Source organism: Kordiimonas aestuarii (assembly GCF_025574465.1).
In the GTDB taxonomy this organism is placed as follows: Bacteria; Pseudomonadota; Alphaproteobacteria; order Sphingomonadales; family Kordiimonadaceae; genus Kordiimonas; species Kordiimonas aestuarii.
Window position 1 is genome coordinate 20,711 of record NZ_JAOBPP010000008.1, and the last position, 23,406, is coordinate 44,116.

Genomic DNA, 23,406 nt, shown 5'->3' on the forward strand with positions numbered 1-23,406 from the left:
TACCGTGAGAATATTAATATTTTCTAGCCGCCAGGCTGCTATTTGTCTGCCAGGGTCGCATATTCCCACGTCCACGGTAAACCTGTGTTCCCCAGGACGGCTTCAAAAATCTGCGGGAAAATCAAGTCGCCTTTTGCTGTGTTCGACATCAGGAGCACACAGCGCTTCTTGCCCGGCAGACAGACAAGCAGATTGTCCGTTTTCTCGTTATGCCCCCCTTTGACGAAGCCTCGTCCCTGCGGGCCGTCCCAGTTGACGGTACCCACCCCCGCCGCAAGATTGATGACGCGGTTGGCTGCATAAGGAACGGGGTCCAATGTTGGAAACTGATGGCGGGATTCAATGGGAAATCCTGCCCCAACCAGTTCATTGAATTCATCTTCACCGAGAAGTTTGCCGCTCATAAGGGCCGCCACCCAGCGCGACAGGTCATGCAAAGTTGTATCCATCGAGCCGGCCGCTCGCACATTTGACTGCATGTTGTGGCGCAGATTCTCACCCTGCGCATTATAACCATGGGCAAAATTGGGCTGAAAATCATCCCGCCACACAAGGCTTGTGCGGCTCATGCCAAGTGGGTCAAAAAACCGCGTCTGAAGCGCTGCGCCGGTCTTCAGGCCTGTTGCCTCTTCGACAACCAGTTGGGCGATATAATAACCCTCGCCCGAGTAGCCGTAGCGTTCGTTTGGGTCAAAGAAGAACTTCAGCTTTGCGTCACGCTTGAAGACGCCCTCTGGCGTAAAAAACCTGTAGTTTGGTAACCCCGTGGTGTGCGACAGCAACATGCGAAGTGTCAGCTTTTGCCAGCGCGGGTCACCCTCCAGATCGGAATAGTCTTCAAGGATCGACTCCCCGGCGTATGCCGGTAGCGGCTTCCTCAGATACTGCCCGATCGGCCGGTCAAGGTCCAGCTTCCCCTCACCCACTAACTGCAACACGTAAACAGAGAAGATAAGCTTGGTGAGGGACGCAGCATACATAACCGTATCTTCATTGAGACGCTGACCTTCTTCCACTTTTGCGTAGCCATAGGTCTTGCTTTGCCGCACTTCCCCATTCTCGATGAGCACAAAGGCAAGACCGGGCACCTCGTGCTCTTTCATCAGGCTATTGATAAGGGTATCGGTTTCCTGCGGCACCGGCTCCGCACAAGCCATCGTCGAGAAGCCCATCAATGTGGCGCCGGCAATCAGTGTTTTTATCGTTTTCATAATATCCTCCTGTCGTTTGGCACCCAAAGTCTTGGGAAGTCATGTCAGGCATACAAGGTGAATAATGAAGAATATGGATCGGATAACAAAAAACCCGGCCATCTCGGCCGGGTTTCTCAAACACTGACAGCAACAGAAAACGTTACGCGTTTTTTTCCGCCTCAATACCTTTGGAGATCAGATCGGCAGCCACTTCGGGGCCTTCCCAACCTTTAATCTTCACCCACTTGCCACTTTCGAGGTCTTTATAGTGCTCGAAGAAGTGGGAAATCTGCTTGAGAAAAATCTCAGGCAATTCTTCATAGCTGTTCACGTCCTTGTAAAAAGGGTGCAGTTTGTCGACGGGAACCATGAGAAGTTTTTCATCCATGCCTGCCTCGTCTTCCATGATCAGAACACCAAGCGGACGGCAACGCACAACAGCGCCAGGCATGATTGGTGTACGGTTGGCAAGCAGCACGTCTACCGGATCGCCGTCATCCGCCAATGTGTGCGGAATGAAGCCGTAGTTGCATGGGTACCGCATGCTGGTGTGCATGATACGGTCGACAAACAGTGCGCCCGATTCTTTATCCAGCTCATACTTCACCGGTTCAGTACCGGCAGGTACTTCGATGATGACATTCACGTCCCAAGGGGCGTTTTCGCCAACTGAGATTTTCTTGATATCCATGGATGTTGGTCCTTGGCCTAATGGTTGGGGAGATGCCCTCGCATCATATCCGCCGGGTCAGGCTGTGAGCTGCCCAAGAATGAGCGCCACAAAGACGATCCAGCCGAATGCGATGTTCGAGCGGAAAACTTTCAAACAGAGGCCAGCATCATCAATATTGACCCGAACCACCTGTGCACCGAGGTGAACACCCGCGAGCGCGATGCCGATGTAATAGATAAATCCAAGATTGGCAAGGCTTCCCGCGACAATCAGGCCAATTATAAAAAGACTGTAAAATACCAGAAGCGCCGGCTTGGTTTTTTGCCCCAGTGTAAGGGCGGTTGATTTCACGCCAATCAGCGCGTCGTCTTCCTTGTCCTGATGCGCATAAATGGTGTCATAACCAAGCGTCCAGAACAGCGCGCTGAAGTATAGCACCAGCGGCGCTGCGGACAATTCGCCCCGGATCGTAGCCCAGCCCATCAGCGCGCCCCAGTTGAAGGTCAGGCCAAGCCATGCCTGCGGCCAGCCGGTGATGCGTTTCATAAACGGATAGGCCGCCACCATCACCAGCGAACCGAGCCCCACCATGATCGCAAATGGCCCAAGTTGCAAGAGAACCGCAAGCCCGATCAGGCACTGTAATACAAGAAAAGCCCACGCACCCTTGAGGCTTACTTCACCGGCTGGGATTGGGCGGGTGCGGGTGCGGGCCACCGCTGCATCGAAGTCGCGGTCAACGATATCGTTATATGTACAGCCAGCCCCGCGCATGGCTAACGCGCCAATACCAAAAATCGGCAGCAGATAAAGGTGGTAAAATGTGAAGCCTGCATCGGCCGCCAGCGCCAGTGACCACCAGCACGGCCACAGCAAAAGCCAGGCGCCCACCGGGCGGTCCATACGCGCCAGCTTCAGGTATGGACGCCACGCCGCAGGCGCATGCCGGTACACCCAGCTGCCTTCAACGGCATCCGCGGTGACAACAACATCTTTCCGGGCTTTTTCAGACATGCCAATGGCGTTACGGCGTCCCGCACGGAGTGTCAAGAAAACTAGCACCCTATATCTTGCCTCTGCGGGCAAATCGTGGCTTTAGTGACAGCAAGAACAACCGAGGAGATCATCGTGTTATTCGAACTATGGCTGTCATTTGCTGTCACCAGCGCCGTCCTTGTCGCCATGCCCGGACCGACGGTGATGATGGTGGTCAGCTTTGCCCTGACAAAAGGCAAACGAGCGATTCCGGCGTCTGTCTTGGGTGTGTCGGCAGGTGATTTCACTGCTATGACGGTGTCCCTCATGGGCGCGGGCGCCCTGCTTGCAGCGAGCGCACTTTTATTCTCCGTCGTCAAATATATTGGTGCTGCCTATCTCATTTATCTTGGCGTCAAGATGTGGCGTAGCGCGAGCAAACCAGCGGCGCTTGAATTCGCTGCTGAAGAAATCGGGCAGGACCAGCATGTCTTCTGGCGCTGTTTTATCGTGACTGCGCTCAACCCCAAGGGCATCGTATTTTTCACCGCATTCCTGCCGCAGTTCATCAACCAGCACGAAACCTTGCTGCCGCAGTTCCTGATCCTGGAAGCCACATTTATCACCCTTGCCGGGCTGAACACCGTTATGTGGGCGCTTGCAGCGGGCAGCCTGCGCAGTCGGTTTGCGCGCCCCGCTTTCCGCAAAACTGTGGAGCGCGCGAGCGGCGGTTTCCTCATCAGCGCAGGCTTATTGACGGCGATAAGTCGCCGCGCTGCGAGCTGACGGAGCAAGCCATGCATCAGGACGCCATGCTGATAGAAATCCTTGCCCTTATGGCCGTTGCGGTTATTTCCGCCACGGTCTTCGGTCGACTTGGTTTTGGTGCGATCCTTGGCTACCTGGTGGGCGGTATGTTGATAGGCCCGTGGGGGCTTGGCCTGATCGACAACCCCACACAAATCGCCCATCTCGGCGAATTCGGTGTAGTGTTCCTGCTGTTTCTCATCGGCATTGAGCTGAAACCCGCGCGTCTGTGGGTCATGCGGCGGCAGGTGTTTGGCCTAGGGTCTCTACAGCTTCTCGTCACGGGGGCTGTGCTCTCGTTTCTCGCCTATTATGCGCTACCGCTCGCGCCGGGCGCCGCCGCGCTTGTTGGCCTTGGACTCGCGCTTTCCAGCACGGCCTTTGGCATCCAGTTGCTGGCCGCTAAAAACCAGCTTTCCAGCCAATGGGGCCGTGCGGGCTTTTCAATCCTGTTACTGCAGGATTTGGCGGTCGTACCCCTTCTCGCACTTGTACCGCTGCTCGCCAGGGGCGAAGCCACCGTGGGGGCAAGCTTTGGCCTTGCGATCCTTGAAACCCTTGCAATCCTCGCCAGCGTGATCATCGCTGGCCGCATTGCCATCAACCCGCTGTTTCGCCTTGTCGCAGCCAATAAAACGCCTGAGGTCTTCACGGGCTTTGCCCTGTTGCTGGTCCTTGGCTTCGGCTGGTTCATGGACAGCATCGGGCTTTCCATGGCAATGGGCGCCTTCATCGCTGGCCTGTTGATGGCCGAAAGTGAGTTCCGCCATCAGGTTGAGGTGGATGTCATGCCGTTCCGGGGCTTGCTTCTTGGCCTCTTTTTCATGGCCGTTGGCATGGGCATCAACTTTGGCACGCTTGCAACCCAGACATGGCTCATCCTTGGCATGCTGGCGACCCTGCTTATATTAAAAGCGCTCATCATCACCCTGCTGGTGCGACTGATGGGCTATACGGTGCCCGAGGGCATCAAAGTTGGTGCACTGTTGGCGCAGGCCGGTGAATTTGGCTTTGTTCTATTCACCTACGCCAAACTTGAAGGCGTATTGACCGGGGAACTGGTGGAAACGCTGTCGGCTGTCATCGCGCTTTCGATGGCGGCGACGCCACTTCTGTTTGCTGGTGGCTTAAGGCTTTCACGCCGCCTGACGCACGATATCGCTGCGGCGGCACCAACACCGGAGGGGGCGGAGGGGAGCCGCAGGCAGGTCATCATCGCGGGTTTTGGCCGCGTGGGAGAGACCATCGCACGCATCCTGGCGGACCTTGATATCCCCTTCACTGCTGTAGACCTTGACCCGGTACATGTAAAAAAAGCGCGGGAAGCAGGCTTTAACGCCATTTATGGCGACGCCGCCCGGCCGGAGATCTTACGCGCCGTGGGGGCGAACGAGGCAGCGCTGCTTGTTATCACGCTTGATGACCCGAAGGCGGCAGAACGCATGATTCTGAGCGCCCGGCGCGAATGCTCCACCCTGCCCACATATGTGCGCACCCACAACGCCTCTGCCGCCAAAGCTCTGCGCGCGCTTGGCGCCACTCATACCGTGCCGGAAACGCTGGAGGCCAGCCTCAGCCTGGGCGCCGAGGTCGCCCGCGCCCTCAAGGCGGACGACGATGATATCCGCACCGTTATTAAGGTGCTGCGCTCCGACGACTACCGTGCACTTGTGCCTGGCGTGCCAGAGCAATAGCGCTGGAAATCTTTCGTATGTGCCCTAGTTCACAAGACGTATAAATCCATCCGGGGGACAACATGACCACAGCCTTTGAAACCCATCAGGTGTTCAACCAACCACCCGCCTATGACGGGGTGGACCTTTACCGGAGCGATCTGCCGCTTGTGGCGGCGCTTCTGGGTGAGGGGGCAGACTGGGCAACGTCAGAGCTGTCAGCATTCGGAACAACCTTGGGGACCGAGTATCAATTCCATCAGGGGCATTTGGCGAACAAGTTCCTGCCGGAGCTGAACACATTCGACCAACAGGGTTTCCGCGCTGACCGAGTGGATTTTCACCCCGCGTATCACCATTTTATGGTGCTTTCGAAAGAAGCTGGCATCCACTGCGGCGCGTTTGATCGCCTCGCCACTGATGACCGCCGCAAGCATCACGGTGTTGGCCCGGTGCGCGCGGCCAAACACTATATGATGAGCCAGGTGGAAGCCGGCCACATCTGCCCCATCACCATGACCCACGCCGCCATCCCCGCGCTGATGAACCAGCCCGACCTGTTTGAAAGTCTCAAGGACAAATTGCTGTCGCGCTCCTACGACCGGCGCTTTATTCCCATCGCTGAGAAAACCGGTATCACGGTCGGCATGGGCATGACGGAAAAACAAGGCGGCACCGACGTGCGCGCCAATACCACAACAGCCAAGCCGCTAAAGAGGGGCGGCGCGGGCAAGCGCTACCTGATCACCGGGCACAAATGGTTCATGTCAGCCCCCATGTGTGACGCCTTCCTTGTGCTCGCGCAAACCGATGAACGCCTGTCAGTGTTTTATGTACCACGCTTCCGTGAAGACGGCAGTGTCAACGGGCTGAAATTCCAGCGCCTCAAAAACAAACTTGGCAATAAGTCGAACGCATCCTCCGAGGTGGAATTCCATGAGGCCGAGGGCGTCATGATCGGAGATGAAGGCCGAGGCATCGCGAATATCATGACCATGGCCAACTATACGCGGCTTGACTGCGCGCTAGGCAGCGCCGGGCTCATGCGGCAAGCCCTGAGCCGAGCAGTACACCATGCCCGCCACCGTACCGTGTTCCAGCGTAAGCTGATCGACCAGCCGATGATGACGGCATTGCTGGCCGACATGAGCCTAGAGGTGACAGCCGCCACGCACCTGTCGCTGCGCCTTGCGGGCTCCTACGAGCGTGCAGCCGAGAATGATGAGGACAGCGCCTATGCACGCCTCATGACACCCGTGACCAAATACTGGGTGACAAAACGTGGGCCAACACTTGCCTATGAGGCAATGGAGATCCACGGCGGCAACGGCTATGTGGAAGACGGCGTTCTGGCGCGCATTTACCGCGAACTACCTGTAAACAGCATCTGGGAAGGTTCCGGCAGCGTTATGTGCCTCGACCTGATGCGGGTTGCCGCGCGGGAGCGCGACGCGTTTGAGGCTGGCATCCGCTGGCTTGGCGGTGGCATGGGCCACGCCCCGACGTTCGATAGCGCCTACAAGGAACTCGCAACGCTGCTATCCCGTGGCAGCTTCCCTGAAAGCCAAGGCCGCTGGCTGACCGAACGCATCGCCACTCTTGCTGCCGCCCGTCTGTTGATGGAACGTGCACCGGACCATGTTGCACACGCCTATATCGCCACCCGGCTGGATGGCAATGGACGCCACGGTGCCTATGGCAGCCTGCCCGACTTTGTTGACAGCCGCTTGATTATTGAGGAAACCGTTAGCCTTGATCACTCATAAGGCAAAGGCGGCACATGACAGTATCCATCGAGCAAATGACGGACATTGACCTGCCCGGCATTCTTGCGCTCAATAACCTGCACCAGAAGGAAACATCTTTCCTTGAGCCAGAGGACCTTAACTGGTTGGTGGCTAATGCCTATTATGCGCGCGGGGTGGCACCAGCAAAAGCTTTTCTGATCGGCTTTGACCAGGACGGCGCCTATAAAAGCCCCAACTTTGTGTGGTTCAAAGAGCGGTATGAGCGTTTCGCCTATATCGACCGCATTATCACTGCCGCAGAGGCACGCGGCCAGGGCCTCGCCCGCGCCCTGTACGAAGACCTGTTCGCCACCGCCAAGGCGAACGGCTACAACGTGGTGGGGTGCGAAGTAAACCAGAATCCGCCCAACCCGGGATCTGACGCCTTCCACGCCAAGCTAGGGTTTGAAACTGTAGGCACCGCTACGCTTGCGAACGGCAAGACCGTGCGGTACCTGACAAAGACCCTGTAGTTTTACTGAAGGACCCGGTCATGGCCAAAAAGATCCAGCACCGCCTGTTCATTGAAAATAGCCTGCCCGGCAGTGGCATTATCGCGCTGGGGCAAGAGCAAAGCCACTATCTTGCCAACGTGATGCGCGCGAATGTGGGCACCGCTGTCGCGCTTTTTAACGGTAAGGACGGTGAATGGGCGGCAGAGATCATCGACGTCAAAAAACGGGAAGTCACCCTGAAGGTGAATGACAAGGCCCGTGAGCAAACCGCCGAACCTGACCTGTGGCTGGCCTTCGCCCCCATCAAGAAGGCCCGGCTGGACTTCATGGCCCAGAAGGCAACCGAACTGGGCGTCAGCCACCTGATCCCGGTTTATACCCGCCGCACCATTGTCGACCGGGTAAAAACCGACCGCCTGCGCGCCAATGCCGCTGAAGCCGCCGAGCAGTGCGAGCGCCTGAACGTACCCACATCAGATGAACCTATCAAACTGGAAAAGCTGCTGGCCAACTGGCCGGAAGACCGCATGATCATGTTCTGCGACGAAGACCTGTCAGGGGGCAGTGCCCACACAGCGCTTGCACAGACCGACAGCAAGGAAAACCCCAAGCCATGGGCCATCCTCATCGGCCCCGAAGGTGGTTTTGACGACGACGAACGCCGCATGATCCGCGCACACCAAAACACCGTTGTCGTCTCGCTGGGGCCTCGTGTGTTACGCGCTGACACCGCTGCCATGGCCGCTATCAGCTTGTGGCAATCCGCACTCGGCGACTGGTGATCCACGTTTCCAACAAACAGTAACAACTCAAACAAATTAATTCGCAATAAAATTTCAAAGTAGATTAATATGCTTTTTATAGCGATTATATTAGTTTTGTAATCCTAAAAAACGAACCTGAAAACGCAACTTCGCAAACAATTATCAGCCATATATTGGTATAGTGTTCCTCAATTAAGATCAAACCTGGCACAGAGGAACTGCATCGATGGCAATGGATGGAACAGCTCTCTTTCACGGACCACAAAGCCTGTCGCGCCTGATTAGCGAGACGGACGTGATGACCCGTACCGTGGGCTCAAGCCTTTGCCTGTCAGCGACCGAAAGCCTCATGCGCCTTGCACTGCCCTACATTGACGTTGAAAAGCTGGTTGACGTGGATGCCAATGAGCGCGGTTATGCGCGCAAGCTTCTGTACACACACCCACAAGGGCTTTTCAGCGTGCTGGCGCTGCGCTGGATGCCAGGCGCCTGCACACCTGTGCATGGACACAATGCCTGGGGCTGTGTTGGGGTGGTTGATGGTGAGATCGGCTGCGAAACATATAAGACAGATTGCAACTGTGAAGCGGTTGAAAGCACGGGTGTCATTCGCGCTGGCAAAGGCGCCGTGGCGTCCGTGGACCCCAACCCTTGCGGTATCCATAGATTATTTAACCCGACCGATAGAATTTCTCACACACTGCATATTTACGGCATGGACCTGTCTGAAAACCCTTGCGCCATCAACGTTCCGTACCAGCATTAACCGTCGGCAAGCCACCTTGATGCGCCTCACCATCGCGTGAAGGTGCTTTACATATCTTGATTGCCCCTTATGTACGCCTTACTTGTTGATCATAAGGTTAAGGTTCAGGGACCCATCATTTATGTCCAGCCCCAGCGCAGTATCGGACGTGCGGCTTGTTGAAAACAAAGCACAGCTTGTCGAACATCTGGAAACAGGCAACAAGCCGGATCGCACCACATGGCGCATCGGCTCGGAGCACGAAAAATTCATCTTCCACCGAGAAGGCTATGGGCCGCTGTCGTATGAAGGCGACGCGGAGAAACCCGGTATTCGCGATGTGTTGCAAGCCTTCGTCGATATCGGCTGGAACCCGGTGGAAGAAGGCGGCAACCTGATTGCTGCTACGCGCAACAATGCCTCCATCACCCTGGAACCGGGCGGACAGTTCGAGCTCTCGGGCGCCATGCTGGAAAATATCCACCAGACATGTGACGAGACATCCACCCACCTCAGGGAAGCGCGTGAGATTGGCGAGAAGCTGGACATCGGCTTCCTTGGCCTTGGCTTCCACCCGACGCTCAAACGCGAAGACGTGCCGGTGATGCCCAAGGCGCGCTATGACATCATGCGGTCCTATATGCCAAAGCGTGGCAGCATGGGCCTTGATATGATGCTGCGCACCTGTACCGTACAGGTGAACCTCGACTTCGCCAGCGAAGCCGACATGATCGAGAAATTCCGTATCGCACTGGCGCTGCAACCTTTGGCCACTGCGCTGTTCGCCAACTCGCCCCTGCGGGAAGGTCGTCCGAACGGCTTCAAAAGCCTGCGCAGCCATGTCTGGACAGATACGGACCCTGACCGCTGCGGCACGCTGCCTTTTGTCTTTGACAGCAGCATGGGTTTTGAACGCTGGGTAGACCATGTGCTTGACGTGCCGATGTATTTTGTGCGCCGCGACGGGCGTTATATCGATGCATCGGGGCAAAGCTTCCGTGACTTCATGAATGGCCGCCTGCCTGCCCTGCCGGGCGAGGTGCCAACGCTTGAGGACTGGAAAGATCATATGACCACCCTATTCCCGGAAGTGCGGCTCAAAACATTTCTGGAGATGCGCGGCGCGGACGGCGGACCATGGTCACGGCTTTGTGCCCTGCCCGCCCTTTGGGTCGGCCTCCTTTATGATACGGAGGCGCAGGACGCTGCCCGCCAGCTGACCAAAAGCTGGTCAGCGGATGACGTGGCACAGATGCGCGACGACGTTCCAAAGATGGGCTTGATGACCGAAATTCACGGTCGCGACTTCGCCGCCCTTGCCAAAGAGGTACTGACGATCGCTGACAAAGGCCTCAGGAACCGGGCGCGCCTGTCTTCAAGCGGGGAAACCGAACAGGGCTTCCTCAACTCACTTTGGGAAAGCGCGGAAAGCGGCATGACCCCTGCGGATCAGATTTTGCACAAGCTGAATGGTGTGTGGGGCGGCGACGCAACGCGCGTGTTCGACGCCCTAAGCTATTGATCTAAAAAATGCGGTGAGCTGACATCCCGTTGCGGCAGAACGTCGCGACAAATGTTACATTATCACCTACAATCCCCGCTTATATGCAGTGAACCTTATAGGCGGGGAGGAACCTGTGGCATCCATTTCATTTACCATTAACGGCCAAGCACAACAGTTTGACGGCGATGAGGATATGCCGCTTCTGTGGCACCTGCGCGAGGAAGTGGGCCTCAAGGGCACCAAATTCGGCTGCGGCATCGGCCAGTGCGGCGCCTGTACGGTGCATGTAGACGGCGAGGCCATGCGCAGTTGCTCGCTGCCGATGGCAGCACTTGACGGCGCATCTGTTACCACCATTGAGGGCTTGTCCGGCGGCGACAAACTACACCCTGTGCAGGAAGCATGGCTTGAGGAAGATGTACCGCAATGCGGTTATTGCCAGGCCGGGCAAATCATGGCCACTGCCGCACTTCTGAAAACAAACCCGAATCCGAGTGATGATGACATCAATGACGGCGTAACCAACATATGCCGTTGCGGCACCTATTTCCGCATCCGCAAGGCGATCAAACGCGCCGCCGCCAAAATGCAAGAAGCCTGAGGAGAGAGGCGATGAATACGCATATATCCCGTCGGCGCTTTCTGCAGGCGGCTATGGGTGCCAGCGCTTTTGCGCTGACAGTTTCCCAAACTCCCCACCTGCTTGCCTCGGACACGACAATGACCACGGGCATGCCACCAATTTTACGCTTCACCGCGGATGGCCGCGCGGTGCTGTGTGTGCCGGTCCCTGACATGGGCCAGGGCATGGCCACGACGGCCGCGCAGATAATTGCGGACGAGCTTGATATGGCGCTTGAACATGTCACGGTCGAGTTGATGCCTTTCAGGGGCGTTATTGATGACAACGGCAAGGCAGACTGGGGGCACCTGCCTCAAGGCGCGGGGGGTAGCCAGTCAACCATGACGGCGTGGCTGCCGCTCAGGCAAACTGCCGCTTATGCCCGCTCCCTGCTGATTGACGCGGCCGTGCGTGAGATGAGTGCACCAAAGGTTGACCTGACCACAAGGGGTGCCCGCGTCATCAACAAGAAAACCGGCACACAAATCACCTACGCCAAGCTTGCCAGCAAGGTCCGCGCTGACGCTGATCCAAATTATGCCGGTATGCCCCTGAAGGCGAAGGCCGAGCACACAACCGTCGGGACGGACCAGCGCAATGTCGCAGGACCAGACATCGTTACCGGCAAACCCATCTATGGTATTGACCAGGAAGTGTCGGGCATGGTGCATGCCGCAATCCGTCGCTGCCCGCACCTGCGTGGCGGACTTGTCAGCCACAACGGTGCGCAAGTTGCCGCAATGCCGGGGGTGCTGGATATTGTTGAAATGCCACGCCTGCCTGCTGACCCGGACGAGCGCCGCCTGGCCGCCGCTGGTGTTGCCGTTATCGCAAAAAGTTATTGGACTGCCCGTAAGGCCGCTGATGCGCTGGAGATCGAATGGGATGGTACCTACGGCCAGATGACCGATAGCACCCATTTTAGGACAATCGGCATGGAAGCGCTGGATAGCGCTGAAATGGACGAGACTGTGCGGGAAGGTGACGTGGCCGCAGCCCTCAGAGACGCCGCCCACACCCTTGAGGCAACCTACAGCCACCCGAACTGGGCACACACCTGCATGGAGCCACACAACTGCATCGCTGACGTAAAGGCTGACGGCGTGGAAATTTGGGTTGGCCACCAGTTCATGGATGTCGCGATCAACGCTGCGGCAGAGGCGACCGGTCTGCCCGCGGACAAAGTCAAAGGCCACTTCTACCGCATGGGCACAGCCTTTGGCCGTAAGTATGAGAAGGATTTTGTGCAGGAAGCCTGCTACCTGTCGCAGAAACTGAAAAAGCCGGTCAAGGTAACCTGGTCCCGCGAAGACGAGATAGAGCAGGACTACTACAACCACATGGCTTTCTACCGCGTGCGTGGTGGTGTTAACCCAGATGGCAAACTGGACGCCATGCATGTGCGGGCCGCCGCCGATGGCCGGTTTTCGAGCGCCACGCAGGAGATTCCCTGCGGACTTGTTGAAAATTACCTCGGCGAGTGGACATTGTTGCCGTCCGCCATCTCAACCGGCGCATGGCGCGGCCCCGGCAGCAACGTGCGGGCATGGGTCACCCTCAGCTTTCTTGATGAAATGGCACGCGTCGCGGGGCGAGATCCGCTTGATTTCATGCTCGACCTATTCCGGTCAAAAGCATCGGTTGAGATGAAAAACTGGCCTAATCTGACGCTTGACCTTTCGCGCCATGTGGCGGCGCTTGAAAAAGTGGCAGAAGCATCGGGCTATCGAATGCCGACGCCAGCAGGCCATGGCCGCGGCGTGGCTGTCTTCCAGACCCATCACAGCCTTTGTGCTCATGTGGTTGAGGTTGCTATGACGGGCGAAAAGGACTTCCGTGTTGTAAAAGTCACCAGTGCCATTGACTGCGGCCTGCCGGTTAACCCGCTTGGTATCCGTGCGCAGGTGGAAAGCGGTATTATTGACGGCCTATGCGCCGCCAAATACGGCAATGTGGTTTTTGAAAAGGGTGTGCCTGCCACAAACAATTTTGATACCTACCGCAAGCTGCGCATGGCGGAAGCGCCCTTGGATATCGATGTGCATATCCTTGATTTTGGGGATGACACGCCGCGCGGTACGGGGGAGACCTCCCTGCCACCCTTCATCCCGGCGCTGACGAACGCGCTCTATGTTGCCAGTGGTAAACGTGTGCGGCGGCTGCCGATCAGCGAGGCCCTATGACCACTGTAGCCAGTTGATGACCCAGATAATGAGAAGGGTGATCAGCGCCAGGGTGCCGCCCCACATCACCGCGATCGTCAAGCTGCTGAAGCGCGGCCGCTTTTCGGTATAGTAGCTGCCACATTCAAGGCAGTGATAAAAGGCATCTTTCTGGCTCACTGTCTGGCGCAAAAATGGCACAGAGGACGGTAAGCGACCGACGAACGGGTGCACACGTGACGAGCCACAGCGATGACAGGCGAGTTCTTCCCCGTCAGGGTCCTGCCGAACAGGGAACGCGGACGCAGGCAAAGCCCTGACATTCGAGAGGATATGCTCCGCTTCCTCGCGGTTACCCGCGCGTACCATCAGGTTTGCGAACATGCCCTCGTTCATACCCGCGACATTCTCGCCGCTCAGGAAGGCGTGAATACCGCGTGCATCCAGTAGCGAGCGCATCAAACGTCCGTCCGGCGCATTCAGGTGACTCCGGATAACAACAAGCCTGTTTTCGTCCTCTAGAACTTGTGTCATGACGCGCACTTAATCCATCAGTCCGGCATCGAAGCCATCAATGGATTTGACGTTGTTTTTCTGCTGGTAGGTGTCGATACCATCATCGCCCTTGCCTTCCGCCCATTTCTTGAGGGTCTGCCGCTCGGCCTTCATCTCCATCTCCGGCACACCGTAGCCACAGCTTGTCTGCACACTTTCCACATCGACAAGGATGATCTGGCGCGCACCGGGCAGGGTCGGAAACTCTGGCGCCAGCGCCTTGAATTCAGCGTGGTGAGGGCGCACGACACGCCCCCTGCCATATAGCCGCAGAATCAGCGCATTGCGCGTAAAGCTGTTGAACATGATGGTGATACGGCCATCATTTTTGATATGGGCCGATGTCTCGTTGCCGCTTCCCGTCACATCAAGATAACCGCACAGGTTTGGCCCCAGTACACGGAAACTGTCCATGCCCTTGGGACTCAGGTTTATGCGCCCTTCAGCGCAGGCGGTTGCGATGAAGTACATGGGCTGATCCTTGATGAACGCCGCATGTTTTTCCGTGATATGATCAGTAAAGTCAGCCATCAACCCATCCAAAATCGCATTACAAGCAACAAGAGCATGACAATCACCACAATCACCCCAAGCAGGAAAACGAGAAAGCGGTGCATGACATTGTTATATGTGCAGTGAATGAAGCTGTGCACAACCCGTGTGGCGACAAAAATCCAGGCAAGGGTCACCATCATGGTACCACCGAGCCCGGTGATCAGCGCACAGAAGCTCAACACAAAAAACAGCACCGGCACCTCAAACAGGTTCTTGAGATTTTCCGACGGATATTTGCAGCCCGCCGGCAGTTCATCAAATGTCTTACGGTCCTGCAATTGGGCCGGTGTTGCCCGCATGGCCGAAAGCGCCGGCAACCGGCGGGACGCCATATAAAGAAGCACGATCAAAGTCAGCGCCACCTGAGCCAAAATCGGCCCCATCATTGTCATGTTCACGTTCATTTTTCCCTCCCCAGAATACAAAATCTGTGTGAATTTAGGCACAGCTCGCATCAAAATGCCACCTTAAAGCCCAGCTTCACAAATTTGTGGCATTATACCGGTATTGGCAAAGCCAAAGCCTAATGTATGCGAGTTTGATATGAACAAAAAGCGGTTGAAATTTTTACTGCGCTGGATCGCCCTGCCCCTGAGCATCTTCTTTCTTGTTCTCGGTGCCATCACACTGCCGCTGCCACTGCCAACCGGTGCCCTGCTGATAGGCCTTGGCCTTGCTGTCGCTGCTTTCAACCCGCTGATGCTGCGCTTCATCAAACGAACGCGAAGCCGATACCCCCGTGCCAATGCGCGCATCAGGGCGATCACGCCGCGCCTGCCACTATTCCTGCGCCGCATTCTAACGCGCACGGACAACCATCGCGACAAAAGGGTGCTCTAGCGCCAACCGGCTTGCCCGGGCCTGCAGACGATGGCATCGTTTCCGCTAGCAACGCTTGCGAGAGACCAGCCATGTTTGAAATTCGAGATTACAGACAACCGGACTGGCCCGTGGTGGAAGCCATCTACCGGGAGGGCATCCGCACGGGCAATGCCACATTTGAAACAAAACCCAAATCCGAAGACAAATGGACAGGTGGCAGCATTCCCGAGAGCCAACTCGTCGCAGTTTCAAGGGACGGCACCGTATTGGGCTGGGCCGTTCTTTGGCCGGTATCAGACCGCTGCGTCTATGGCGGTGTCACGGAGGTCAGCATTTATGTTGCGGCCACGGCCCGCGGCAAAGGGATTGGCAAGGGCTTGCTCAACGCCTTGGTCAAGCGCGCTGAAACGCTGGGTATCTGGACCATGCAGGCAGGCATATTTGAAGAGAATATTGCCTCCATACGGTTACACGAAAAATGCGGGTTTCGTATCGTGGGTGTGCGGGAACGGCTGGGTGCCCTCCGCGGTGCATGGAAGAATGTCGTGTTGATGGAAAAACGCAGCGCAGTCTGCGGAATTTAAACCACAAGATGCATCTATGTTGAATAAAGGTATTGCAACCCCGTTTCGTTCCTCATATGTTCCTATACGACACATCAGGGAGGGGAGGCATATGAAGATCATTCTCAGAGCCGTAATCGCAGTAATTTTCATCTGCTTTAGTGCAGAAAGTTATGCCAGTCAGGAGAAGGCTTTTTCAGCCATGACTCTAACCGAGCTGGAGCATGTCAATACGGACGTGCTCAGCAAAGCTGATAAAAAGCTCTACAAAAAAGCGATAAAAGCCGCCAAGAGAGCGGAAAAGCGACGCCTGAAAGCTGAGGAAAAAAGGCTGAAAGCCGAACGTAAGGCACGGGAGAAGGCACGTAAAGCGATGGCCAAACGTGTGGATTTTATCCGCACCATCAGAGACAACACCCGAATTATTCAGGATGATTTTGAAGCCTATACCCTTGTTCGTGGCGGGGGTGGCATCATTCACAATATGGACACCATTTATATGCTGGGTAATGGCGGGGAAATCGTTTATCGCCTGCGCACGCGCTTTTTTCCAGAGACTGGCAACATGGAGATGTATGCCTATCTCGTTTTTGAAAATCGGCAGATAGTTGACCAGGAAACCATGGCCGCGAAGCGGCTGACACCTGTTGAATATGGCCGACGCTACGGCATGTACCCCGGCTACAGTACCGCAAAAATGCACGGCGGTGCGGAGCGGGAAGTGACACGCTACAAGCCGACAGGTGAGGTCAGCTTCGGCATCGGTACCTTCTGGCAAGACTTCAAAGTGCACCTCACACCGGAAGATGTGCTCGGCGGCATTGATACAGGGATCGAGTTCAAGCTTGCTGGTGGCAATATGAATAGTTTCGTCATCCGAATTCCAGCTGATTATCTGATGGGCTATTTCCTTAAATTTTCCGAACTAGGGCCAGAGTTCGCCACTTACATGGAAAAATTGAACGAAAAATTCGCAGCGCTTGAAGCTGCGGCTGGGGAATAAAAACAATTATCAGACGCTGCCGCGTTTCTCGACCACCAGCACCCGCGCCGCGCCTTGCGGATGGGCGACATGAGCATCACCTGCGCCTGCATGGTATATGTCGCCCGGCGCCATCGTCTGCACCTGCTTTCGCCCGTCCGCGTCGCGGTAATGCATGTCCACAACACCGGTCAACACCACAAAAACTTCGTCACCATCGTTGACATGCCACTTGTAGGGCGTATCTGTCCAGTGCAGTCGTACACTCGCCCCTTCTATCTCGGCGATATCAAGTGCATCCCAGGCACGGTCAGCGGTGAAACTGTGTGGTGTAATGAACTGCATAACGGTACTCCTGTTGTGCTGCGCGGGCTTTTAGCACAGGGCTGGCGGCATGCCCTGCCAAAGAATTTGCCATGCCTGCCAATCAGGCGATCAGGCAAGCAGCCCCAACTCGCGCTGCATCTTTTTTGTCAGCTTGGCGCCGATGATGGCATGCGCGTCCGACAGGTAGCTTTTTAGGTCATCCTCCGAAAGCGCACCGTCATAGACCAGCACCCATTTGGCGCGGGCGAGGTAAGGCGCGGGAATCACCCCCTCCAGCTCACACAGGACCTGGTAACTCAGGTCCGAACACTTGAAGGATATGCCTGCCGGTGCCGAAACATCGTCGGTTTCCTTCTCGTCCGCCCCCCAGTTGGAACAGATGGCAAATATCTTGCAGCCCACTTTCCACACACTCGCCCCGCCCCACTGCACAACATGGGTTGTGGCATGCAAGTGGCCGCAGTAGGCATCAAATTCATCGCGGGTCATGGCGCTACCTCAATACATCTTCTTGTGGGATTTGGCTTTTTTCGTGCGCGTGCCGGGGCGGCCGCCAGTGGCGCGGCCTTTGGGCTTGAGGCGCTTGTCATCAATGCCTAGTTCACCCGCTTCCAGTTTGCGAATTTCATCGCGCACGCGTGCGGCTTCCTCAAACTCGAGGTTCTCAGCTGCCTCGCGCATTTTACCCTGCAATACCTCAAGGTGTTTCTTGAGGTTGGAGCCGACGAGATGGTCGGCATCCGCACCGATATCGACAGTAACATAATCGCCCGCCGCCACATGAGCCATGAGGTCGCCCACGTTTTTCTTCACTGTTGTTGGGGTGATGCCGTGCGCCTCATTGTAGGCGACTTGCTTGGCGCGGCGGCGGTTGGTCTCGTCAATGGCTTTTTCCATCGACCCTGTGATCCTGTCGGCATAAAGGATGACACGGCCTTCCGAGTTCCGCGCCGCGCGACCAATGGTCTGGATCAGCGAGCGTTCGGAGCGCAGGAAACCCTCCTTGTCAGCATCAAGAATGGCCACCAGCCCACACTCGGGGATATCAAGGCCCTCACGCAAGAGGTTGATGCCCACAAGCACGTCAAAAGCGCCAAGGCGCAGGTCACGGATGATCTCGATACGCTCAAGCGTGTCGATGTCCGAGTGCATATAACGCACCTTCACACCGTTTTCGTGCAGATATTCCGTCAGGTCCTCAGCCATGCGTTTGGTGAGGGTGGTCACCAGCACGCGCATGCCGCGCTCGGCCATCTTGCGCGCCTCGTGCATCAGGTCATCCACCTGTGTATCCACAGGGCGGATGTCGATCTCGGGGTCAATAAGGCCGGTGGGGCGGATAACCTGTTCGGTGAACACACCGCCGGTTCGCTCCATCTCCCAGTCCCCGGGCGTGGCAGACACATACGTGGTCTGCGGACGCATGGCGTCCCATTCCTCGAACTTGAGCGGACGGTTGTCCTTGCATGACGGCAGCCGGAAGCCATAATCCGCCAGCACGGATTTGCGCTTGGCGTCCCCCCGGCTCATGCCGCCAATCTGGCTCACGCTCACATGGCTTTCGTCCACAAACAGCAGGGCATTTTCAGGGATATATTCAAAAAGCGTCGGGGGCGGGTCGCCTGGGTTGCGGCCGGTCAGATAGCGGCTATAGTTCTCAATACCCGCGCAGGAGCCCGTGGCTTCCATCATCTCGAGGTCAAAGCGCGTGCGCTGCTCAAGTCGCTGGCTTTCGAGAATACGCCCACGTTCCTCATACCATTTCAGCCGGTCTGTCAGTTCCTTCTTGATCGACTTGATGGCCTGATCCAGCGTCGGGCGTGGCGTGACATAGTGACTGTTGGCGTAAATCTTCACCTGCTCAAGTGTGCGGGATTTTTCGCCGGTCAGCGGGTCAAACTCCACGATCTCTTCAATTTCGTCACCAAACATCATCAGGCGCCATGCGCGGTCTTCATAGTGGCTGGGGAAAATGTCAATCACGTCCCCACGCACCCGGAAGGTGCCGCGCTGGAAGGCCGCATCGTTCCTTGTGTATTGCATGGCGACAAGGCGGCGCAGCAGCTCGCGCTGGTCCACCTCCATGCCCTGTTGCAGCATGAAGGTCATCGCCGTATAGGTTTCCACGCTGCCGATACCATAGATGCAGGACACAGACGCCACGATGATCACATCGTCGCGCTCCAGCACCGCACGGGTCGCGGAGTGACGCATACGGTCGATCTGCTCGTTGATCGTGGCTTCCTTCTCCACGAACGTATCCGTGCGCGGCACGTAAGCCTCAGGCTGGTAATAGTCATAATAGGAGACAAAATATTCGACCGAGTTATTGGGGAAGAAGCTTTTAAACTCCCCATACAGCTGGGCGGCGAGTGTCTTGTTGGGTGCCAGGATAAGCGCCGGGCGCTGCGTCGCTTCAATGACCTTCGCCATGGTGTATGTCTTGCCCGAGCCAGTAACCCCCAGAAGCACCTGGTCCTGCTCGTGCGCTTTCACACCTTCGACAAGTTCCTTGATCGCGGTCGGCTGGTCCCCGGACGGCGTGAATTCAGACACGAGTTCAAACGCGATACCGCCTTCCGACTTTTCCGGCCGCGCGGGCCGGTGCGGCACAAAAGGGACATTGGCGTCATCGGGTATCATTGGTAAAGCTCCTCAGCTGTATTTCCGGCCTGCTTTTATATCGCGGCCCGTATAATGGGGAACTTGCCTCGTTCACGGTTTGTTTTCAAGTCTTGATTGATATCTGCACAAAAATTGTGCGCCTATAATTTAATCGCTGTTTATTTTTTAAACACTCGCGCCTACGCCAGATTCGATGAATATTTTTATTATTTATTTAAATCAATACCTTAACTTAATTTCTGAATCTGGCACACAGCTTGCTGATAAGGGGTCAACAACACAAAAATAATCACTTATCTGGAGGAAGACCCATGCCCACTATTCTGTTCTCTAGTTCCAAGTTCAAGTCCGCCTGCACCGCGTCCGCTTTGACAATTGGCCTTGTTGCGCCAGCCATGGCCACCGGCGCTTCGGCGCAGGAAAGCACGAGTCGGTTCACACTATCCGCGAACGCGGCGATCGTGAGCGAATACCGCTTCCGCGGCCTTTCGCTCTCCGATCATGATCCTGCAATCCAGGGCGGCTTCGACGTGAGCCATGAGAGCGGCTTTTATGTCGGCACATGGGGCTCCTCTATCGAGAGTTACGCAGGCTCGGAATTCGAGCTTGATATCTATGGCGGCTACGCGACCGAGATCGGAGGCCTTGCCTTCGATGTCGGCCTCCTAGCCTACACCTACCCCGGCTCGAGCGATACCTACTATCTGGAACTATACAGCTCGATCGGTGGAACTGCAGGGATCGTCGACTGGACCCTGGGCGCGGCCTATGTCTGGGACCAGGATAATGTTGGCGGCACCGACAATATCTACATCTATGCCGACGCAAGCGTCCCGCTGGGAGACACCCCTTTCTCCCTCGCCGGTCACTTGGCTTATGAGGACGGCGCGTTCGGTGATGGTAAATGGGATTGGAACGCAGGAGTTGCCTATGCCTTTGAACAATTCTCTCTCTCAGTAAGCTATGTGGATACCAATGTTTCCGGGATCGGCAAGGGGGCGGTCGTCGGCATGATCTCCGCTAGCTTCTAACGAGAGGGAATCGCGGCTCGCCTGACAGGATACCTTCCCATCCTAAAGGCATCATGAGCCGCCCTTCCCGAACATAAGCAAATGCTGACCTTCATTTGCTTATGTAACGCCCGCCATACTCGCGGGCAAAGGGGTAGCAAGCAACCTTCCCTGCTTCCTATCCCGATGAGATGACACAGGCCTGATGCTGACCTTCATCACCCTGTGTCAGCCATGAAAGTGGCATTTGAGCGCGTATAAGCTACCTTCCCAGCTTGGCGCTCATCCCTCCCCTGGCATACCGGCCAGGCTATTGACGCAAGCCTGGCCGGTATGCCACTTCCCCTTCCCTTCATCTGGTGAGATTTTCTTGCGTCAAGGCACGCAAAAACTTGCATTTGGGACGCAACAAAGCGTTGAAGCTGTGTACGCCAGTGTTATTCTGCCGCCAATTCGCCCTCTTACCCGCTCAGGACAATTCGATGTCATTTCTCTCCAGTGCGCTTGACCGCATCAAACCATCACCGACCATTGCCGTTTCCACCAAAGCCCAAGAACTGAAGGCCGCCGGTAAGGATGTCATTGGTCTTGGCGCCGGTGAGCCTGACTTTGATACACCCGACCATATCAAGGAAGCCGCGATCAAGGCGATCTGGGATGGGCAGACCAAATACACTGCCGTGGACGGCACGCCTGCGTGCAAGGCCGCGATTGTCGAGAAATTCAAACGCGAAAACGGCCTGTCGTTTGAGGCCAGCCAGATCACGGTCAATTCGGGCGGCAAGCACACCATCTATAACGCCATGGTGGCGACCCTGAACCCGGGCGACGAAGTCGTAATCCCGACACCTTACTGGGTCAGCTACCCGGACATCACCCTGCTTGCGGGCGGCGTGCCGGTTTTTGTACCAACCTCGATTGATACGGGCTTCAAGATGACACCCGAAGCGCTCGATGCGGCGATCACGCCAAAAACCAAATGGCTGATCTTCAACTCGCCCTCCAACCCATCCGGCGCGGCTTATAGCGCGGCGGAGATCAAAGCACTGGGCGAAGTGCTTAAGCGTCATGAGCACGTCTGGGTCTTCGCGGACGACATATACGAACATATCACTTATGAAGGTTTCTCTTTCAAGACCATTGCACAGGTTGTGCCCGAGATTGCACACCGCACACTGACCATGAACGGCGTTGCAAAAGCTTATGCCATGACCGGCTGGCGCATCGGATATGCAGGCGGCGACGCCAAGCTCATCAAGGCCATGGCCAAGGTACAAAGCCAGAGTACATCCAACCCTTGTTCCATAAGTCAGGCCGCTACCGTGGCCGCACTTCAAGGCCCGCAAGGCTTTCTGAAAGACCGCACCACGGTATTCCAGACCCGGCGTGACCTTGTGGTAGGTATGCTCAACGAGACTGAAGGCATCACCTGCCCCGTGCCAGAAGGGGCGTTTTATGTTTACCCCTCCATCACTGGTTGCGTGGGCAAGAAGACCCCCGGCGGCAAGGTCATCAACACGGATGAGGACTTTGTAACCTATATTCTGGAGGATTATGGCATCGCCGCAGTCCACGGGGAGGCATTTGGCCTGAGCCCGCATTTCCGCGTATCCTACGCCACGTCAACCGAGGCATTGACCACCGCCTGCACCCGCATTCAGGATGCCTGCGCCAAATTGAAATAAGCACATAAACAGAAAGGTGGCGACGCGTGATGGACCCAAACACCCTTGCCACCTTGCTGATTTTGACCTCTGCCGCGCTGCATGCCAGTTGGAATGCGGTTGTCAAGCGCCAGCCCAACAAGCTGTCGATCATGGTGTTCATATCGGTCTACGGCGGCCTGCTATATATTCCCTTTGCTCCCTTCTTCCCCCTACCCGAACCATGGATGTGGGGATATATCGCGGCCTCTGTCGCCGTGCACTTGTGTTACCAGCTCGCCCTTACCCACGCACTTGAAGTCGGTGAACTGACATTTGTTTACCCCATCGCCCGCGGCCTCGGGCCTCTGCTGGTTGCCCTGTTCAGCCTGCTCTTTCTTGAAGGTTCGCTGGCCCCACTCGAATTCGCTGGGGTACTCATTCTCGTTTGCGGCATCTTCCTGACCGTTAGCGGCCGCATGGATAGCCGTAAGGGCCTGAGCGCCGCACTTATCACCGGCTGCATGATCGCAACCTACACCCTGATCGACGGCTTTGCTGTCAAAAGGGTTGAAAACCCGGTCACTTTCATCATCTGGGGCGCCCTTAGTTTTGCCCCTGTCTTCGCCACCTATATCGGTATCGTGCAAGGCCCCGCTTTCCTCATCAACAGCCTCCGTGTCTGGAAACAGGGCCTGCCGGCAGCCGTCGCAGCGCAAGGCGGATACGCCATCGCACTGACAGCACTTAGCCTTGGCAGCATCGGCGAAGTCGCGGCACTTCGCGAAACCAGCATTATCTTCGCCACCCTGATTGGCGCGCTCTGGCTGAAGGAAAAAGTACACCACCGCCAGATCGTTGCCGTCCTTCTCATTGCCCTTGGCGCGGTTTCCCTCAAACTTACCTGAACTACCCCTTGACAGAATGTCCGGCTATCATTATTTTGGTATTTAGCGAAATAACA

Annotated in this window: 24 protein-coding genes; 15 read left to right on the plus strand and 9 right to left on the minus strand. The window is 56.4% G+C overall.

The window, feature by feature from the left end; all coding sequences use genetic code 11:
* Positions 1–38 precede the first annotated feature (38 nt).
* The 3 genes from OEU85_RS00905 to ubiA all read right to left on the minus strand — a co-directional run bounded on the left by OEU85_RS00905 (position 39) and on the right by ubiA (position 2,880).
* Positions 39–1,211 carry a serine hydrolase domain-containing protein gene (locus tag OEU85_RS00905; protein WP_262689547.1) on the minus strand — a complete coding sequence of 391 codons (1,173 nt, stop codon included), beginning with the start codon at positions 1,209–1,211 and terminating at the stop codon, positions 39–41.
* 142 nt (positions 1,212–1,353) lie between these two features.
* Complete coding sequence (gene ppa / locus OEU85_RS00910) at positions 1,354–1,884, minus strand: inorganic diphosphatase (protein WP_262689548.1); 531 nt, start codon at positions 1,882–1,884, stop codon at positions 1,354–1,356.
* Between the two features lie 57 nt (positions 1,885–1,941).
* The gene (ubiA, locus tag OEU85_RS00915; RefSeq protein ID WP_394805371.1) at positions 1,942–2,880 is read right to left on the minus strand and encodes a 4-hydroxybenzoate octaprenyltransferase; all 939 of its coding nucleotides are present in this window, start codon (positions 2,878–2,880) and stop codon (positions 1,942–1,944) included.
* 114 nt (positions 2,881–2,994) lie between these two features.
* Here ubiA and OEU85_RS00920 point away from each other — a divergent pair, with 114 nt between their 5' ends.
* From OEU85_RS00920 to OEU85_RS00960, 9 genes are all read left to right on the plus strand, one after another.
* On the plus strand, positions 2,995–3,627 hold the full coding sequence (locus tag OEU85_RS00920; protein ID WP_262689550.1) for a LysE family translocator: 633 nt from the start codon (positions 2,995–2,997) through the stop codon (positions 3,625–3,627).
* An 11-nt stretch (positions 3,628–3,638) separates the two neighbouring features.
* Complete coding sequence (locus OEU85_RS00925; protein ID WP_262689551.1) at positions 3,639–5,342, plus strand: monovalent cation:proton antiporter-2 (CPA2) family protein; 1,704 nt, start codon at positions 3,639–3,641, stop codon at positions 5,340–5,342.
* A gap of 62 nt (positions 5,343–5,404) precedes the next feature.
* Positions 5,405–7,087, plus strand: a complete 1,683-nt coding sequence (locus OEU85_RS00930; RefSeq protein ID WP_262689552.1) for an acyl-CoA dehydrogenase family protein — start codon at positions 5,405–5,407, stop codon at positions 7,085–7,087.
* A gap of 14 nt (positions 7,088–7,101) precedes the next feature.
* The gene (locus tag OEU85_RS00935; protein ID WP_262689553.1) at positions 7,102–7,581 is read left to right on the plus strand and encodes a GNAT family N-acetyltransferase; all 480 of its coding nucleotides are present in this window, start codon (positions 7,102–7,104) and stop codon (positions 7,579–7,581) included.
* A gap of 20 nt (positions 7,582–7,601) precedes the next feature.
* Positions 7,602–8,345, plus strand: a complete 744-nt coding sequence (locus OEU85_RS00940; protein WP_262689554.1) for a 16S rRNA (uracil(1498)-N(3))-methyltransferase — start codon at positions 7,602–7,604, stop codon at positions 8,343–8,345.
* A gap of 208 nt (positions 8,346–8,553) precedes the next feature.
* Complete coding sequence (locus tag OEU85_RS00945) at positions 8,554–9,093, plus strand: cysteine dioxygenase (RefSeq protein ID WP_262689555.1); 540 nt, start codon at positions 8,554–8,556, stop codon at positions 9,091–9,093.
* Positions 9,094–9,214: 121 nt separating this feature from the next.
* Positions 9,215–10,594, plus strand: a complete 1,380-nt coding sequence (locus OEU85_RS00950; RefSeq protein ID WP_262689556.1) for a glutamate--cysteine ligase — start codon at positions 9,215–9,217, stop codon at positions 10,592–10,594.
* 115 nt (positions 10,595–10,709) lie between these two features.
* A complete protein-coding gene (locus tag OEU85_RS00955; RefSeq protein WP_262689557.1) occupies positions 10,710–11,177 on the plus strand; it encodes a (2Fe-2S)-binding protein in 468 nt (155 codons plus the stop codon).
* Between the two features lie 11 nt (positions 11,178–11,188).
* Positions 11,189–13,381: a xanthine dehydrogenase family protein molybdopterin-binding subunit gene (locus OEU85_RS00960; RefSeq protein ID WP_262689559.1), complete on the plus strand. Its 2,193-nt coding sequence runs from the start codon at positions 11,189–11,191 to the stop codon at positions 13,379–13,381.
* Here OEU85_RS00960 and OEU85_RS00965 read toward each other — a convergent pair.
* Genes OEU85_RS00965 through OEU85_RS00975 form a run of 3 tightly spaced genes read right to left on the minus strand, consistent with a single transcriptional unit; the run spans position 13,376 to position 14,874 of the window.
* Entirely contained in the window at positions 13,376–13,894 is a 519-nt protein-coding gene (locus tag OEU85_RS00965; protein WP_262689560.1) for a hypothetical protein, read from the minus strand. The genes OEU85_RS00960 and OEU85_RS00965 overlap by 6 nt on opposite strands.
* A gap of 9 nt (positions 13,895–13,903) precedes the next feature.
* The gene (locus OEU85_RS00970; protein WP_262689561.1) at positions 13,904–14,446 is read right to left on the minus strand and encodes a pyridoxamine 5'-phosphate oxidase family protein; all 543 of its coding nucleotides are present in this window, start codon (positions 14,444–14,446) and stop codon (positions 13,904–13,906) included.
* Positions 14,446–14,874: an MAPEG family protein gene (locus OEU85_RS00975; RefSeq protein WP_262689562.1), complete on the minus strand. Its 429-nt coding sequence runs from the start codon at positions 14,872–14,874 to the stop codon at positions 14,446–14,448. Before OEU85_RS00975 ends, OEU85_RS00970 begins: the two co-directional genes overlap by 1 nt.
* A gap of 139 nt (positions 14,875–15,013) precedes the next feature.
* Between OEU85_RS00975 and OEU85_RS00980 the strand changes: the two genes are divergently transcribed.
* From OEU85_RS00980 to OEU85_RS00990, 3 genes are all read left to right on the plus strand, one after another.
* On the plus strand, positions 15,014–15,310 hold the full coding sequence (locus OEU85_RS00980) for a hypothetical protein (RefSeq protein WP_262689563.1): 297 nt from the start codon (positions 15,014–15,016) through the stop codon (positions 15,308–15,310).
* 71 nt (positions 15,311–15,381) lie between these two features.
* The gene (locus OEU85_RS00985; RefSeq protein ID WP_262689564.1) at positions 15,382–15,876 is read left to right on the plus strand and encodes a GNAT family N-acetyltransferase; all 495 of its coding nucleotides are present in this window, start codon (positions 15,382–15,384) and stop codon (positions 15,874–15,876) included.
* A gap of 91 nt (positions 15,877–15,967) precedes the next feature.
* On the plus strand, positions 15,968–16,858 hold the full coding sequence (locus OEU85_RS00990) for a hypothetical protein (protein WP_262689565.1): 891 nt from the start codon (positions 15,968–15,970) through the stop codon (positions 16,856–16,858).
* 9 nt (positions 16,859–16,867) lie between these two features.
* Here OEU85_RS00990 and OEU85_RS00995 read toward each other — a convergent pair whose 3' ends face one another.
* The 3 genes from OEU85_RS00995 to uvrB all read right to left on the minus strand — a co-directional run bounded on the left by OEU85_RS00995 (position 16,868) and on the right by uvrB (position 19,807).
* Positions 16,868–17,182 carry a cupin domain-containing protein gene (locus OEU85_RS00995; protein ID WP_262689566.1) on the minus strand — a complete coding sequence of 105 codons (315 nt, stop codon included), beginning with the start codon at positions 17,180–17,182 and terminating at the stop codon, positions 16,868–16,870.
* A gap of 90 nt (positions 17,183–17,272) precedes the next feature.
* Positions 17,273–17,653 (minus strand): MmcQ/YjbR family DNA-binding protein, encoded by a 381-nt coding sequence (locus OEU85_RS01000; RefSeq protein ID WP_262689567.1) that lies wholly within the window; start codon positions 17,651–17,653, stop codon positions 17,273–17,275.
* A 9-nt stretch (positions 17,654–17,662) separates the two neighbouring features.
* Entirely contained in the window at positions 17,663–19,807 is a 2,145-nt protein-coding gene (uvrB, locus tag OEU85_RS01005) for an excinuclease ABC subunit UvrB (RefSeq protein WP_262689568.1), read from the minus strand.
* A 293-nt stretch (positions 19,808–20,100) separates the two neighbouring features.
* Between uvrB and OEU85_RS01010 the strand changes: the two genes are divergently transcribed.
* From OEU85_RS01010 to OEU85_RS01020, 3 genes are all read left to right on the plus strand, one after another.
* The gene (locus OEU85_RS01010) at positions 20,101–20,820 is read left to right on the plus strand and encodes a TorF family putative porin (protein WP_262689569.1); all 720 of its coding nucleotides are present in this window, start codon (positions 20,101–20,103) and stop codon (positions 20,818–20,820) included.
* Between the two features lie 461 nt (positions 20,821–21,281).
* The gene (locus tag OEU85_RS01015) at positions 21,282–22,484 is read left to right on the plus strand and encodes a pyridoxal phosphate-dependent aminotransferase (RefSeq protein WP_262689570.1); all 1,203 of its coding nucleotides are present in this window, start codon (positions 21,282–21,284) and stop codon (positions 22,482–22,484) included.
* 29 nt (positions 22,485–22,513) lie between these two features.
* Entirely contained in the window at positions 22,514–23,350 is an 837-nt protein-coding gene (locus tag OEU85_RS01020) for a DMT family transporter (protein WP_262689594.1), read from the plus strand.
* Positions 23,351–23,406 lie beyond the last annotated feature (56 nt).